The sequence below is a fragment of the Streptomyces sp. NPDC002092 genome, assembly GCF_053593775.1.
Genome location: NZ_JBSFDG010000010.1, coordinates 214,016 through 227,470 on the forward strand (window position 1 = coordinate 214,016; position 13,455 = coordinate 227,470).

At 71.8% G+C, this 13,455-nt stretch carries 15 protein-coding genes; 10 read left to right on the forward strand and 5 right to left on the reverse strand.

Going from position 1 to position 13,455, the window contains the following annotated elements:
* The first annotated feature begins 374 nt into the window (after positions 1-374).
* Complete coding sequence (locus ACWCRD_RS24140) at positions 375-800, forward strand: YchJ family protein (RefSeq protein WP_450967843.1); 426 nt, start codon at positions 375-377, stop codon at positions 798-800.
* 10 nt (positions 801-810) lie between these two features.
* On the opposite strand, the gene ACWCRD_RS24145 is transcribed toward ACWCRD_RS24140, so the two are convergent.
* A complete protein-coding gene (locus ACWCRD_RS24145) occupies positions 811-1,512 on the reverse strand; it encodes a FadR/GntR family transcriptional regulator (RefSeq protein ID WP_344404249.1) in 702 nt (233 codons plus the stop codon).
* 149 nt (positions 1,513-1,661) lie between these two features.
* Between ACWCRD_RS24145 and ACWCRD_RS24150 the strand changes: the two genes are divergently transcribed.
* The 5 genes from ACWCRD_RS24150 to ACWCRD_RS24170 all read left to right on the forward strand — a co-directional run bounded on the left by ACWCRD_RS24150 (position 1,662) and on the right by ACWCRD_RS24170 (position 6,693).
* Positions 1,662-2,189, forward strand: a complete 528-nt coding sequence (locus tag ACWCRD_RS24150; RefSeq protein ID WP_450967844.1) for a gluconokinase — start codon at positions 1,662-1,664, stop codon at positions 2,187-2,189.
* Positions 2,190-2,240: 51 nt separating this feature from the next.
* Positions 2,241-3,638, forward strand: a complete 1,398-nt coding sequence (locus ACWCRD_RS24155; RefSeq protein WP_450967845.1) for a GntP family permease — start codon at positions 2,241-2,243, stop codon at positions 3,636-3,638.
* Positions 3,639-3,648: 10 nt separating this feature from the next.
* Complete coding sequence (locus tag ACWCRD_RS24160) at positions 3,649-4,407, forward strand: SDR family oxidoreductase (RefSeq protein WP_450967846.1); 759 nt, start codon at positions 3,649-3,651, stop codon at positions 4,405-4,407.
* Positions 4,408-4,421: 14 nt separating this feature from the next.
* The gene (locus ACWCRD_RS24165) at positions 4,422-5,450 is read left to right on the forward strand and encodes an L-idonate 5-dehydrogenase (RefSeq protein ID WP_450967847.1); all 1,029 of its coding nucleotides are present in this window, start codon (positions 4,422-4,424) and stop codon (positions 5,448-5,450) included.
* 109 nt (positions 5,451-5,559) lie between these two features.
* Positions 5,560-6,693 (forward strand): hypothetical protein, encoded by a 1,134-nt coding sequence (locus ACWCRD_RS24170; protein WP_450967848.1) that lies wholly within the window; start codon positions 5,560-5,562, stop codon positions 6,691-6,693.
* Here ACWCRD_RS24170 and ACWCRD_RS24175 read toward each other — a convergent pair.
* From ACWCRD_RS24175 to ACWCRD_RS24190, 4 genes are all read right to left on the reverse strand, one after another.
* Positions 6,631-7,257, reverse strand: coding sequence for a cytochrome b/b6 domain-containing protein (locus ACWCRD_RS24175; RefSeq protein WP_450967849.1), 627 nt, complete (start codon positions 7,255-7,257; stop codon positions 6,631-6,633). The genes ACWCRD_RS24170 and ACWCRD_RS24175 overlap by 63 nt on opposite strands.
* Positions 7,241-7,993, reverse strand: coding sequence for a molybdopterin-dependent oxidoreductase (locus ACWCRD_RS24180; RefSeq protein ID WP_450967850.1), 753 nt, complete (start codon positions 7,991-7,993; stop codon positions 7,241-7,243). The genes ACWCRD_RS24175 and ACWCRD_RS24180 overlap by 17 nt, the downstream gene beginning before the upstream one ends.
* Positions 7,994-8,105: 112 nt before the next feature.
* The gene (locus ACWCRD_RS24185; RefSeq protein ID WP_450967851.1) at positions 8,106-9,647 is read right to left on the reverse strand and encodes an APC family permease; all 1,542 of its coding nucleotides are present in this window, start codon (positions 9,645-9,647) and stop codon (positions 8,106-8,108) included.
* 33 nt (positions 9,648-9,680) lie between these two features.
* Complete coding sequence (locus ACWCRD_RS24190; protein ID WP_450967852.1) at positions 9,681-10,625, reverse strand: hypothetical protein; 945 nt, start codon at positions 10,623-10,625, stop codon at positions 9,681-9,683.
* 405 nt (positions 10,626-11,030) lie between these two features.
* Here ACWCRD_RS24190 and ACWCRD_RS24195 point away from each other — a divergent pair, with 405 nt between their 5' ends.
* From ACWCRD_RS24195 to ACWCRD_RS24210, 4 genes are all read left to right on the forward strand, one after another.
* Positions 11,031-11,924, forward strand: coding sequence for a DMT family transporter (locus tag ACWCRD_RS24195; protein ID WP_450967853.1), 894 nt, complete (start codon positions 11,031-11,033; stop codon positions 11,922-11,924).
* 23 nt (positions 11,925-11,947) lie between these two features.
* On the forward strand, positions 11,948-12,463 hold the full coding sequence (locus tag ACWCRD_RS24200; protein ID WP_450967854.1) for an NUDIX hydrolase: 516 nt from the start codon (positions 11,948-11,950) through the stop codon (positions 12,461-12,463).
* A 129-nt stretch (positions 12,464-12,592) separates the two neighbouring features.
* Positions 12,593-12,985, forward strand: coding sequence for a YidH family protein (locus tag ACWCRD_RS24205; RefSeq protein WP_450967855.1), 393 nt, complete (start codon positions 12,593-12,595; stop codon positions 12,983-12,985).
* A complete protein-coding gene (locus ACWCRD_RS24210; RefSeq protein WP_450967856.1) occupies positions 12,982-13,305 on the forward strand; it encodes a DUF202 domain-containing protein in 324 nt (107 codons plus the stop codon). Before ACWCRD_RS24205 ends, ACWCRD_RS24210 begins: the two co-directional genes overlap by 4 nt.
* The last annotated feature ends 150 nt before the right edge of the window (positions 13,306-13,455 follow it).

Genomic DNA, 13,455 nt, shown 5'->3' on the forward strand with positions numbered 1-13,455 from the left:
TCCCCCTCCTATCCCTAGCTCAGGCACCGGTCAAAGGCACCAAGAGGCGGCAGAGGGGAGAGTTCTCGGCACGGCGGAGCGCAGCGGTCTGCCGACGCGCCCTTGCCGCGCCGGTCCGCACACCCCGTATCAGCTTCCCCCGTCAGTGCCCCGGACGGACGGCCACCCGGGTCAAGCACGCACGCTTGTGACTCCTGATGCTCAAGTGCTCTGCCCAGACTGCGAGTTGGCCATTGCGGGAGCAAGGCGTGTTCACGCCAGCCCGAAAGGAGGTTCGATGAAGGCGGGCGTGCACAACTCGCACCGGATGTGCGCGTGTCGGAACAGGCGCTTCACAGGTCTCACACAGCCCTTGGTGCAGCAGAATGGGCCACATGTCCCGACGTACCTCGCATTCCCGGCGGCAGCACGGCTCCGCCCCGGTCCACAAGCCCTCCTGCCCTTGCGGTCTTGCGGAGACGTACGAAACGTGCTGTGGCCGATTCCACCGGGGTGAGGCCGCCCCACCCACCGCCGAAGCACTGATGCGTTCGCGCTACAGCGCCTTCGTGAAGCTCAACGAGCAGTACCTGCTGAGGACTTGGCACCCGGGTACCCGCCCGGCGACGCTCAAACTCGACCCCGGCATGCGCTGGACGGGCCTGGAGATCCTCGACACCACCGACGGCTCGGCCTTCCACAGCACGGGCACCGTGACCTTCCGCGCCTCGTACGAGGGCGGCTGGCTGCTGGAACACAGCCGGTTCGAGAGGGTCGAGGGGGCCTGGGTGTACGTCGACGGGGAGTTCCCCGAGGCCTGACCAGGTGGGGCTACGGCGCCAGGATGTCCAGCTCCTGCAGCGCGCCCACCGTGATCTCCCGGGTCAGCTTCTCCGCGCGGGCCGCGTCGCCCTCGCGGACCGCCTCGGCGACCTGGACGTGCAGGGTGACGGCGGCCGGGTCGGGGTCCTCGAACATCACCTCGTGATGGGTGCGGCCCGCGAGGACCTCGGCCACGACGTCACCGAGCCGGGCGAACATCTCGTTGCCGGACGCCACCAGGATCACCCGGTGGAAGGCCATGTCGTGGACGAGGTACTCCTCCAGCTTGTGGCCACGGGAGTTGGCGACCATGCCGATCGCGCACTCGGTGAGTTCGGCGCACTGCTCGGCGGAGGCGTTCCTGGCGGCGAGGCCCGCGGCGACCGGCTCGACGGCCGAGCGCAGCACGGTCAGCGAGCGCAGCTGGTGGGGGCGGTCGGCGCCGGCCAGCCGCCAGCGGATGACCTGCGGGTCGTAGACGTTCCACTCGGACTTCGGGCGCACGGTGACGCCGACCCGCCGCCGCGACTCGACCAGGTGCATGGATTCGAGCACCCGGACCGCCTCGCGCATCACGGAGCGTGACACATCGAAGCGCTGGGCGAGCTCGTCGGTGCGCAGAACGCTGCCCGGCGGGTACTCGCCCGCGGTGATCGCGGGGCCGAGGGAGTCCAGTACATGGCCGTGCAGACCCCGGCCCGGAGTGGTCATGCACTCAGCGTACGGGGCAGGTCACGGGAACAAAAAGTCAGACTTATATGTCACAGGGTCTTGAATTCGTCGTACCTAATCGGTTTCAGTGGCGTCGGCGTCGGTTGAACGGCCGGCGTCCGGATGTCGAAGAAGACAGTGAGAGCACCATGCAGCAGCTGCGCACCCCCCAGGTCGTCGTGGTCATGGGCGTGGCGGGCACCGGCAAGACCACCATCGGTCCCCTGCTCGCGGCCCGGCTCGGCGTTCCGTACGCCGAGGGCGACGACTTCCACCCGCAGGCCAACATCGACAAGATGTCGGCCGGCGTCCCGCTCGACGACGAGGACCGGTGGCCCTGGCTCGACGCCATCGGCGCCTGGGCGCACGGGCGGGCCGGGCTCGGCGGGGTGGTCAGCAGCTCGGCGCTGAAGCGGCCGTACCGCGACCGGCTCAGGGCCGCCGCCCCCGGTGTCGTCTTCGTGCACCTGACGGGCGACCGGGCCCTCATCGAGGACCGGATGGCGCACCGGCAGGGTCACTTCATGCCCACGGCGCTGCTCGACTCCCAGTTCGCCACGCTCCAGCCGCTCCAGCCGGACGAGGCGGGTGTCGCGGTGGACGTCGCCGGGAGCCCCGAGGAGATCACCGCCCGGGCCGTGAAGGCACTGGACGCCCTGCCCCACCCGGCCGCGTAGCACCCACCCCCCGCACTCCTCCCCCGTCCCCGTACCTGCAAGGGAACTCCCGTGACCAGACTCAGCGTTGAGATGCTGGCAGCGGACGCACCCGCGCCGATCACCTCGGCCGGCCACGCTCAGCTGGGCCTCGCCGTACTGGCGGGCATCGCCGTCATCGTCCTGCTCATCACCCGGTTCAAGCTGCATGCCTTCCTGTCCCTGACCATCGGCTCGCTGGCGCTCGGCGCGATCGCCGGGGCGCCGCTCGACAAGGTCATCACCAGCTTCACCACCGGGCTCGGCACCACGGTCGCCGGCGTGGGCGTGCTGATCGCGCTCGGTGCGATCCTCGGCAAGATGCTCGCCGACTCCGGCGGTGCGGATCAGATCGTCGACACGATCCTCGCGAAGGCGGGCGGCCGGGCGATGCCGTGGGCGATGGTGCTGATCGCCTCGGTGATCGGGCTGCCGCTGTTCTTCGAGGTCGGCGTCGTGCTGCTGATCCCGGTCGTGCTGATGGTCGCCAAGCGCGGCAACTACTCCCTGATGCGCATCGGCATCCCGGCCCTCGCAGGCCTCTCGGTGATGCACGGTCTGGTCCCGCCGCACCCCGGCCCGCTGGTCGCGATCGACGCGGTCAAGGCCAACCTGGGCGTCACGCTGGCCCTCGGCGTCCTGGTCGCCATCCCGACGGTGATCATCGCCGGCCCGCTGTTCTCCCGGTACGCGGCCCGCTGGGTGGACGTCCCGGCCCCGGACCGCATGATCCCGCAGCGGCCGTCGGAGGAGCTGGAGAAGCGCCCCGGCTTCGGTCCCACGCTGGCCACGATCCTCCTCCCGGTCGTCCTGATGCTCTCCAAGGCACTGGTCGACATAGTGATCGACGACCCGACCAACCTCACCCAGCGCGTCTTCGACGTCATCGGCTCCCCGCTGATCGCTCTGCTCGCCGCCGTACTCGTCGGCATCTTCACGCTGCTGCGGCCCGCCGGCTTCGGCAGGGACCGGCTGACTCCGCTGGTCGAGAAGGGCCTCGCACCCATCGCCGGCATCCTGCTGATCGTCGGCGCGGGCGGCGGCTTCAAGCAGACGCTGATCGACACCGGTGTGGGCCAGATGATCCTGGACATCTCCAAGGACTGGTCGATCCCGGCGCTGCTGCTGGCCTGGCTGATCGCGGTGGGCATCCGCCTGGCGACCGGTTCGGCGACGGTGGCGACGGTCTCGGCGGCCGGCCTGGTGGCCCCGCTCGCGGCCGACATGTCGACCACGCACACGGCCCTGCTGGTCCTGGCCATCGGCGCCGGCTCGCTCTTCTTCAGCCATGTCAACGACGCCGGGTTCTGGCTGGTCAAGGAGTACTTCGGCCTGAACGTCGGCCAGACCATCAAGACCTGGTCCGTCATGGAGACGATCATCTCGGTGGTCGCGGGCGGTCTGGTCCTCCTCCTCTCGCTGATCATCTAGGAGTACGGGAATGAGTCACCCGCTCTTCGACATCACCGGCCGCACGGCCCTGGTCACCGGCTCCAGCCGCGGCATCGGGCTCGCCCTGGCCCGCGGCCTCGCGGAGGCCGGCTGCACGGTGGTCCTCAACGGCCGCGACGCGGACCGCCTCACAAAGGCGGCGGCGGAGCTGCCCGGCGACGTCCACACGGCCGTGTTCGACGTGACCGACGGCCCGTCGGTGGCCGCCGGGACAGCGGATGTCGAGGAGCGGGTCGGCCCGCTCGACATCCTGGTCAACAACGCCGGGATGCAACTGCGGGCCCCGCTCCTGGAGTTCACGGACACGGACTGGCACCGCATCCTGAACACCAACCTCACCAGCGCGTTCCTGGTCGGCCGCGAGGCGGCCCGCCGGATGACGGAACGCGGCCACGGCAAGATCGTGAACATCTGCTCGCTGCAGAGTGAGGTGGTCCGCCCCGGCATCGCGCCCTATGCGGCCACCAAGGGCGCCCTGAAGATGCTCACCAAGGGCATGTGCGCCGACTGGGGCCCCTACGGCGTCCAGGTCAACGGCCTCGGCCCCGGCTATATCGAGACCGAGCTCACCCAACCCCTGGTCGAGGACGAGGAGTTCAGCGCCTGGGTCCGCCGCCGCACCCCGGCCGGCCGCTGGGGCCGCACCGAGGACCTGGTGGGTGGCGTGCTGTTCCTCGCCTCACCCGCGGCGGACTTCGTCAGCGGGCAGGTGCTGTACGTCGACGGCGGAATGACGAGCGTGCTGTGAAAGGGGCTGCGCGGATGCTCGGTTGTGTCATCCACGGCCAGGACGACCTGCGGGTCGACGAGCTGCCGGTCCCCGAGCCCGGCCCCGGCCAGGCCTTGGTCGCCGTCCGCTACGGCGGCGTCTGCGGCTCCGACCTGCACTACTGGAAGCACGGCGGGGTCGGCGACTTCCGCCTGAAGGAGCCGATGCTGCTGGGCCACGAGGTGGTCGGCACGGTCGTCGCGTACGGCTCCCCGGACGCGTCCGGCCCGGCCGTGGGTACGGCGGTCGCGGTGCACCCGGCGACTCCGTGCGACCTGTGCCCGGAATGCGTGGAGGGACGCCGCAACGTCTGCCGCGACACCCGCTACCTGGGCAGCGCGGCCCGCTTCCCGCACGTGCAAGGCGGGTTCGCGTCCCAAGTCGTCGTACCGGCCGATCAGTTGAGGCCGCTGCCCGAGGGTCTCGACCTGCGCCGGGCAGCCCTCGCCGAACCCCTGTCCGTCGCCCTGCACGCGGTCCGCCGGGCCAAAGACGTGCGCGGCAGGCAGGTCCTGGTCACCGGTGCCGGGCCCATCGGCTGCCTCGTGGTCGCGGCGGCGAAGGCGGCGGGCGCCGCACGGGTGACGGTCACCGACCTCCTCCCGGCGGCCCTGGAGTACGCACGTGCCGCGGGCGCCGACAGCCTTGTACGGGCCGACGATCCGGAGGACGCCGGGTGGCCGTCCGAGGTGGACGTGGCGGTGGAGGCGTCCGGGGTGGCCGCGGGTCTCGACACCTGTCTGCGTCTGGTGCGGCGCGGCGGGGTCGTCGTGCAGCTCGGGATGCTGCCGCCGGGGCCGAGCCCCTTCGCCGGGAACCTGGTCGTGAGCCGGGAGATCGAGCTGCGGGGAGCGTTCCGCTTCGACACGGAGTTCGACGAGGCGCCGGCGCTGCTCGCCACCGAGCCGGCTTTCGACGGGCTGGTCAGCGCGGTGGTCCCGGTCCGGGAGGCGGAGTCGGCCTTCGCGCTGGCCGCGGACCGGAGCCGCTCCTGCAAGGTGCTGCTCGACTTCGAATCCTGAATTTTCCCCAAGGATCAACCCGAGGCGGCTTCCCCGGCGCCGGGGTCGGCCCGATGATGAGGGGACCCCTGGACACGGCCTCCGGGGGCACTGGGGGTCGGGGGGCGTCATGGCGGTTTCCCTCGGGACGCGTATCTCGGGGCTGCTCGTGGTCGGCGCGGTGGCGGTGGCCGTCGCGGCCTTCACCGGTGACGGGAGGGGCACGCCGGACAGCAGGGGCGGGGACAGCTCGATCGTGACGGCGGGGCCGTCGAACGGCGCCACACCGCCCTCCCCCACGCCTCGCCAGTCACCCGCCGGAGAGGCGAGCAGCACCGCACTGCCGAGTGAGGCGGCGATGCGGGGCAGCCAGGGCCACACGCGTACGGCCACTCCCTCGCCGAGCAACAGGCCTCTTCTGAGCCCTACTTGGCTCCCACCGGGCCCCGTCTCCCCCAACGCCGACACCACACCGGACCCGCCCAGCGTCTACGACCAGCTCCGCGACCCCGGCCAGTGCCGGTCCGCCCTCAAGCTGATCCCCACGGCCTCCACGGACCCCGATTGGCGCCTGCTGCACGCCCTCGCGACCGCCTGCCTGGCCGTCCAGGGCGAGGGCGGCAGCTGGGCCACGGCGACCAAGGAATACGCCACCCTGGCAGACAAGGCAGACACCTGCAAGGGCCGCGCCGCCTACACCGTGCTCGGCGCACTGCTGGACTTCCACCGCCAACACCCGTACACCAGCGTCCAGTTGAAACCCTCCTCAAGCGGCACCCCCGCCTGCACCTACCGGATCGCAGGCGTGGACACGGGCGGCGACGGCGAGGCCCAGCCGGGTGACACGATCACCATCGAACTACGGGGCACCTTCTTCGCCCCCGCCGAACTCCTGCGCTTCGGGACCGTGTTCATCGCCGGACAGCAGACCGCCGGCCCGCCCGTACTGCGCTCACAGACGGGCGACGAGCTGGTGCTGTCCGCCGTAGTGCCGTCCCTGGGCGGTACTACAGCGGCTTCCAGGGGCGCGGGGCTGTATCGATATGCGGCTCCGCCGCGGGGCGCGACCAGCCACAACGGCGCCGCGGACGAACGCACCGTGGACGTAGTCGTCCGCTACGGAAACACCGAGGCCCAGCTCAAAGGCGCCTTCACGGTGGCGGCACCCGCCGCAGCCACCTCACCCCCGCCGGAGGCACCCTCAGGGACGCCACAAGGGATGCTCCCGCTCAGCCCACTCCCGGCTCACCCGGCCCGTCCGTAGCCCACCCCGCGCCTCCGGATCCCCGATCGCCATCCCGATGTGCCCCGCGAGCACGATCCCGATCGTCAGCGCCAGCCAGTCATGGACGAACGTCGCGCTGGTACGCCACATCAGGGGGGTCAGATGGGTGAACCACATGATCAGCCCGGTACCGAGCATCACCAGCGTGGCCCCGGCGATCCACGCCGCGTAGACCTTCTGCCCGGCGTTGAACTTCGCCGCCGGACGCGACGACCGCCGCTTGTCCCGGCGCAGAGCCGCCCGCAGCCAGACCCTGTCGTGGGGTCCGAAGCGGTTCAGATGCCCCAGGTCGGCGCGGAAGTGCCGGGAGACAAGACCCACCAGGACGGGCACCGGCAGGGCCAGCCCCGCGCACTCGTGAACGCGGACCACCAGCTCCCGGCGCCCGACGAGTTCGGCGAACTGCGGGATGTAGAGAAACGCCGCGGTCACCACGCACACACCCATCAGCGCGGCCGTCGTACGGTGCACCCAGCGCTGCACGGCGCCGAACCGGCGGACCCCGGCGACCGGCGGCGTGTGCGCCTCAGCTCGTAGGCTCATCGTCCCGCCCGTTCGAGTGGCCGACCCAGGCGTCGACGTCGTAGCCGCGGTCCTCCCAGTAGCCCGGCTTCACGTCCTCGGTGACGGTGATGCCGGACAGCCACTTGGCGGACTTGTAGAAGTACATGGGCGCCACGTAGAGGCGGACCGGGCCGCCGTGGTCGTGGCCGATGTTCTTGTCCTGCATGCGCAGCGCGACCAGGACGTCGGAGCGGCGGGCCTGGTCGAGGGTGAGGCTCTCGGTGTACGTGCCGTCGAAGCAGGTGAAGCGGACCGCCCCGGCCGTGGAGCGCACTCCCGCGGCGTCCAGCAGCCGGGACAGCCGCACCCCCTCGAAGGGCGTGCCGGGGACCCGCCAGCCGGTGACGCACTGGACGTCCTTGACCAGCCGCGTCTGCGGCAGGGCGCGCAGGTCGTCGAGGGTGTAGGTCCTCGGGCGGTCGACGAGGCCGTCCACGGTGAGGCGGTAGTTCGTGGCGTTCCTGTGCGGTACGGAGGAGGCGACCGAGTAGTAGCGGAAGCCGCCGCCATTGGGGAGCAGGCCGGTCAGGCCGGTGGGGTCCTTGTCGGCGGCCGCGCCGAGGAAGCCCTCCAGGGCGCGCTGCAGAGTGGGCGCGGCGACCACGCCGAGGGCGCCCAGGCCGATGGTGCCGAGCAGGACACGGCGGCCGACCGGGGTGCCGCGCTCCGGTGGTGGCTGCGGGGTGCCCGGCTCCTCGGGTTGTTCGGAGTTCACGTATCCATTCGAACACCCGCGGCCCCGGCGGGACCAGGAATCGCGGGTGCTCGTCAGGGTTCCGTAATCACTTCTTACGGGCTTCTCAGAAAGCCGCCCCGTACGGGAGGCGTCACGACGCGTCCCGCGCAGCCTTGTCCAGTTGGAACGCCTCGTTGCCGAGCCCGATGCGGGCGTGCGCCTCGGGCGAGCGGAAGCGCAGCAGCAGGCCCTGGGCCAGGCCGACGACCAGGGCGAGGCCGATGATGCCGGGCAGCGCCCAGCTCAGGGCCGAGTCCGGGCCGGCGCCGACCAGGACGTCGAAGTCCTTGACCGTGTAGCCGGCGATCACGAGCAGGGCCACGGCCGCAAGGGCGGAGGTGACCAGCCGCCAGGCCTGGGTGCCCGCCGCGCCGCGCCGGGCGAAGAAGACGATCACCGATACCGAGGCCGCCGCCATCAGCAGGATCACGCCGAGCGCGCCGATGTTGCCGAGCCAGGTGAACAGGTGCAGCACGGGTGCGGTCGGGTCGCCGGTCGGCTTGTCGTCGGCGACCGCGAAGGCGATCACGACGACCGCGGAGACGACGGTCTGCAGCAGGGAGCCGGTGCCGGGGGCGCCGCTCGTGCCCGTCGTACGGCCGAAGGTACGCGGCAGCAGTCCCTCGCGGCCCATGGCGAAGGCGTATCGGGCGACGACGTTGTGGAAGCTGAGCAGGGCGGCGAACATGCCGGTCACGAACAGGACGTGCAGGACGTCGGTGAAGGTGGAGCCGAGCCGGGACTCGGTGAGGGAGAACAGCAGCCCGGCGCTCTCCTTCTGCGCGGCGCCCACGATCGCGGAGGGGCCGGTGGCGACGGTGTACGCCCAGGAGCTGATCGCGAAGAAGACGGTGACGAAGCCGACCGCGAGCAGCATCACGCGCGGGACGAGGAGGTGCGGCCGGCTGGTCTCCTCCGCGTACACCGGTGCCTGCTCGAAGCCGGTGAAGGCCGCGATGCAGAAGCACAGGGCGGTGCCGACTCCGGCGCCGGTGAGGGTGTCCGGGTTGAAGGCGTGCAGCGAAAGGCCCTGCTTGGCCGGGTCGGCGATCGCGGCGACGTCGAAGACGGCGACGAGGATCACCTCGACGACCAGCAGAACGCCCAGCACGCGCGCGTTGACGTCGATCTTCAGCCAGCCCAGCAGCCCGACGACGGCCACGGCCGCCAGCGCCGGTATCCACCACGCCACCTGGACGTCGGCGTAGGTGGCGAACAGGTTGGAGACCTCGAAGCCGAAGATGCCGTAGATGCCGACCTGGAGCGCGCTGTAGGCGGCGAGGGCGACGAGGGCCGCGCTCGCTCCGGCGGTGCCGCCCAGGCCGCGGGAGATGTACGCGTAGAAGGCGCCCGCGTTGTGGACGTGCCGGCTCATCTCGGCGTACCCGACGCTGAAGAGGACCAGCACCACGCCGAGGACGACGAAGAGCAGCGGCTGCCCGACGATGCCCATCACCGCGAATGTGGTGGGCATGACACCCGCGACCACCATGAGCGGGGCGGTCGCGGCGAGCACGGAGAGCAGCAGGCCGCCCGCGCCCAGGCGGTCGGCGCGCAGGGCGCGCTCCTGCCCCAGATAGGTACTGATGCCGCCCGCGGCGGCTCTGCTCGCGTTGGAACTGCCCGTGGTCATGGAGGGACCGTCCTTCTGTCGGGGTCGGGAGTGTCAGGCCGTGCCGAGCGCGGCGGCCCGCGCGGCACGGAAGGCGGAGTGCGGATCGCGGTCCGGGTACGACCACGGGGCGGGGGTGGCGTGCTCGCCGATGCGGTGGAACAGGGCGGCGGCCTCGGCGCCGCGGCCCTCGCAGACCTTGGCGTGGGCGAGGAAGTTGAGGTCGACCAGGCGGCGCGGGTGGCCCTCGTGCTCCCACTCGAGCCACCAGTCGAAGGCGGCCTTCATGACCTGCCGGGCCCGGCGTCCGCTCCAGTGGCCGGAGGCTGCGGCGTCGGCGGGCTCGTGCCCGGCGGCGGCCAGCACGCGGTAGCGCTCGGCGTGCGCGACGACCGGGAGGATCGCGAGGGGGGAGTCGGCGGGGGCGTACAGGGCGGACCGGTTGGCGAAGTCGTAGACCTCGTGCAGCGGGTCCGGGCCGGCGTCGGCGTGCCGCTCGGCGAGGCGGGCGACCATCAGGTGGTGGGCGTGGTGGTGGTCGGCGTACCGTCCGCGGACCTCGGCGAAGAGCCGCTCGGCCTCGGGGCCCGGGTCGCGCTCCAGCATGAGCAGGCCGAGCCACGGAGTGGGGTCGGCGGGTACGAGCGCGGCGGCGTCCCGGCAGGCCTGGCGGGCGCGCTCCGGTTTCTCCTTGCCCCGTGAGGCACGCTGGACGAGGGCGAGCGCGAGCAGCACGGCGGCATCGGCTGAGTCGGGCTCGGCGAGCAACCAGTCCCGCGCCCAGGCGCCGCTGTACGGCTCCAGCGCGAGCACGGTGACCCGATGCCCGCGCAGATCCCAGTCGTCCCCCGTCTGAACGAGCAACGACCGCGCGGCCTGCCACCGCCCCTGCGCCAACGCGGCCCGGGCAGCGACGAGTTCGGCGTCGTCGAGGGCCGCGTCGAGGGTCTGGGCCGCGCGCTTGCGGCCCCGGCCGAAGGGGGGCGGGGGTGGGGACACCGCGGGATCTTCCTCACGCGACGCGGCTCGACGTCTGGTATCGGTCCGGCCTGATATCGGTTTGCCGTCAGCTGGTCACGCACAGCAAATCCCCCGCCAACGCTTTGCGTCAAGGGAGAGACGGTTGTTACACGCGTCAACTTCTGTTGCTGGAGGGGCAATTGTGATCACGCAGGGACGTTCGTTCCGCCGCTCGGGGTCATGCGTGTGGCGCACGCCATGGCGCCGCGCGCCCCCGCACCTCACCATGGCGGGACGACCGCGGCCGCGCCCTTGATCGTCGGGGAGACGTGACCGAGTCGACGGCCCGATCCGGGCACTCCCAGGGGCAAGCCGGGCCCTGGGACGCTACAGTCACCCACTACGCACCCCGTGGCCCGGCCCATCTGACTCGAGGTACGCAGCGTGTCCGTTCTGGTTCTGATTCTCGCCGTGAGCGCTGCCTGCTGTCTGGGCTTCGGATTCGTGCTCCAGCAGAACGCGGCCCAGCGGGCACCCCTCAACGACTTCCTCTCACCGCGCCTGCTCCTCGACCTGATGCAGGTGCCGCGCTGGCTGGGCGGCATCGCGCTGATGGTGGCCGGCATGGTCCTCGGCGCGATCGCCCTGAGCCAGGGTGAGATCTCCCTGGTCGAACCGCTCCTCGCCACCAACCTCCTGTTCGCCCTGGCCCTCTCCCGCAAGCAGACCAGACAGCCGCTGGGCCGCCAGGGCTGGGCCGGCCTCGGCCTGCTCGCGGGCGGCGTCACCGCCTTCATCGTCGCGGGCGAGCCACGCGGCGGCACCGCGGTCACCGACCCCTTGCGGCACTGGCTGATCATCGGCGCCATGATCGGCATCGCCCTCCTCCTGACGACGTATGCGAAGCGCTCCCGCCTGAGCGCCGCCCCCGTCCTCCTCGCCCTCGCCGCCGGTCTCCTCTACGGCGTCCAGGACGCCCTCACCCGGGTCAGCGGCGAGCGTTTCACCCAGGGCGGCCTCACCGAGCTGGTGACGGGCTGGCAGCCGTACGGCGTGGCGGCCCTGGGGGTCGTCGGCCTGATCCTGGTCCAGAGCGCCTTCGAGACCGCGCCCCTGCGGATGTCGCTGCCCGCCCTGACCGCCGCCCAGCCGCTGGCGGGCATCCTGTGCGGAGTGGGCTTCCTGGGCGACCGGCTGCGCACCGACACGGGCGCCCTCGCCTGGGAGGCGGCCGGCCTCGCGGCGATCGTCGGCGGCATCGTCCTGCTCGGCCTGCACCCCTGCATGCCGAGCGGCACGACGAAGCCGGAGCGGGCCCGGGCCCTGCAGCGCAGCTGACCCCGTCCTGCTTGGATGGCGGCATGACGAGCCCCGCAGACGAAATCCTCGACATCGTCGACGAGAACGACCAGGTCATCGGCCAGTCCCCGCGCGGCGAGGCCTACGCCAAGGGCCTGCGCCACCGCTGCGTCTTCATCCAGGCCCGGGACGCGGAAGGCCGCCTCTTCGTCCACCGCCGCACCCCCACCAAGCTGGTCTTCCCCTCCCTCTACGACATGTGGGTCGGCGGAGTGGTCGGCGCGGGCGAGTCCTACGACGACGCCGCACTGCGCGAGGCCGAGGAGGAACTCGGCGTCTCCGGCCTCCCGAGCCCGCGCTTCCTCTTCAAGTTCCTCTACGACGACGGCGCCGGCCGTACCTGGTGGTCCGCGGTCTACGAGGTCCGCTGCGAGCTGCCGGTGAGCCCACAGACGGAGGAGGTGGCCTGGCACGCCTTCCTGCCGGAGACGGAGGTGCAGCGCCGGTTGAGCGAGTGGGAGTGGGTGCCGGACGGGCTGGATGCGTATCAGCGGCTGATGCAGCACGACGGCTCGTGACGAGCGCCGGTCGAGTTGTTTCAGCCCGTCCGGCATTTGAGGACGAGGCCCCTTAAGGGCCGAAGCGGGGGTCTGGGGGCGGCAGCCCCCAGCGGACGGCGCCGACCGAAGCTGGATAGAGTCGTAAGCGTGATCGAATTCGGACGGAACGTCCGGCTCTGGTTCGCCCCGGAACAGGTCCGGAGCGAGGGCGGAACGCCGGACTACCGCTTCTCGCTGGCCAACGAACGCACCTTCCTGGCCTGGGTGCGCACCGCCCTCGCCCTGATCGGCGGCGGCTTCGCGGTGGACCAGTTCCTGCCGGACCTGCGCTGGGCCTGGCGCGCAGGCCTGGCGCTCGCGCTGCTCGGCGCGGGCGTGCTGTGCTCGCTGCGCGCGGTCAACCACTGGATGCGCTGCGAGCGGGCCATGCGCCGCGGCGAGGATCTGCCGGTCTCGCGGTTCCCGGTGCTGCTGAGCATCGTCGTCGCCGCCGTGGCCGTGGCGATGGTCGTCGTCGTACTCGTCGGGTGGGAGGGGTGAACGCCGGCGCGGGGCAGGAGCGCGACCCCGGCCTCCAGCCGGAGCGGACCCGGCTCGCCTGGCGGCGTACGACGCTGGCGAGCACCGTGGCCGCCGTCCTCGCCACGAAGACCGCGCTGCACGGCGGCCTCTCCGCGGCCGGGATCATCGCCTGCGCCCTGTGCTGCGTCCTCTGGCTGGGCTTCCTCTTCGTCGCCCACCGCCGCATAAGCGCCCTGGCATCGTCCGACAGCCCCTTGGCCCTGGCCCCACGGCACGCCACCGCGGCGGTCCTGTGCACGGTGGCCCTGGCGGCGTGCGGGGCGGCACTGGTCGTCTGACAGGGTCTTCCGACCGGCGCCTGCCGAGCGGTCGGCGGGCCGGGTCGGTCTGCGCTCGGCCGCGAGGCCGCGATGGGCCGTCGATCGTCTACGGCTCCGTCGTGGCCGGCCGCTCCCCGACTCTCGGCTTCGCTTGAGCGGGGCCCCCAT

What these genes read in the sequence shown, in the direction of transcription:
- ACWCRD_RS24140 (WP_450967843.1), top strand. Translation starts at nt 375, where the DNA reads ATGTCCCGACGTACCTCGCATTCCCGGCGGCAGCACGGCTCCGCCCCG.
- ACWCRD_RS24145 (WP_344404249.1), bottom strand. Translation starts at nt 1,512, where the DNA reads ATGACCACTCCGGGCCGGGGTCTGCACGGCCATGTACTGGACTCCCTC.
- ACWCRD_RS24150 (WP_450967844.1), top strand. Translation starts at nt 1,662, where the DNA reads ATGCAGCAGCTGCGCACCCCCCAGGTCGTCGTGGTCATGGGCGTGGCG.
- ACWCRD_RS24160 (WP_450967846.1), top strand. Translation starts at nt 3,649, where the DNA reads ATGAGTCACCCGCTCTTCGACATCACCGGCCGCACGGCCCTGGTCACC.
- ACWCRD_RS24165 (WP_450967847.1), top strand. Translation starts at nt 4,422, where the DNA reads ATGCTCGGTTGTGTCATCCACGGCCAGGACGACCTGCGGGTCGACGAG.
- ACWCRD_RS24170 (WP_450967848.1), top strand. Translation starts at nt 5,560, where the DNA reads ATGGCGGTTTCCCTCGGGACGCGTATCTCGGGGCTGCTCGTGGTCGGC.
- ACWCRD_RS24175 (WP_450967849.1), bottom strand. Translation starts at nt 7,257, where the DNA reads ATGAGCCTACGAGCTGAGGCGCACACGCCGCCGGTCGCCGGGGTCCGC.
- ACWCRD_RS24185 (WP_450967851.1), bottom strand. Translation starts at nt 9,647, where the DNA reads ATGACCACGGGCAGTTCCAACGCGAGCAGAGCCGCCGCGGGCGGCATC.
- ACWCRD_RS24200 (WP_450967854.1), top strand. Translation starts at nt 11,948, where the DNA reads ATGACGAGCCCCGCAGACGAAATCCTCGACATCGTCGACGAGAACGAC.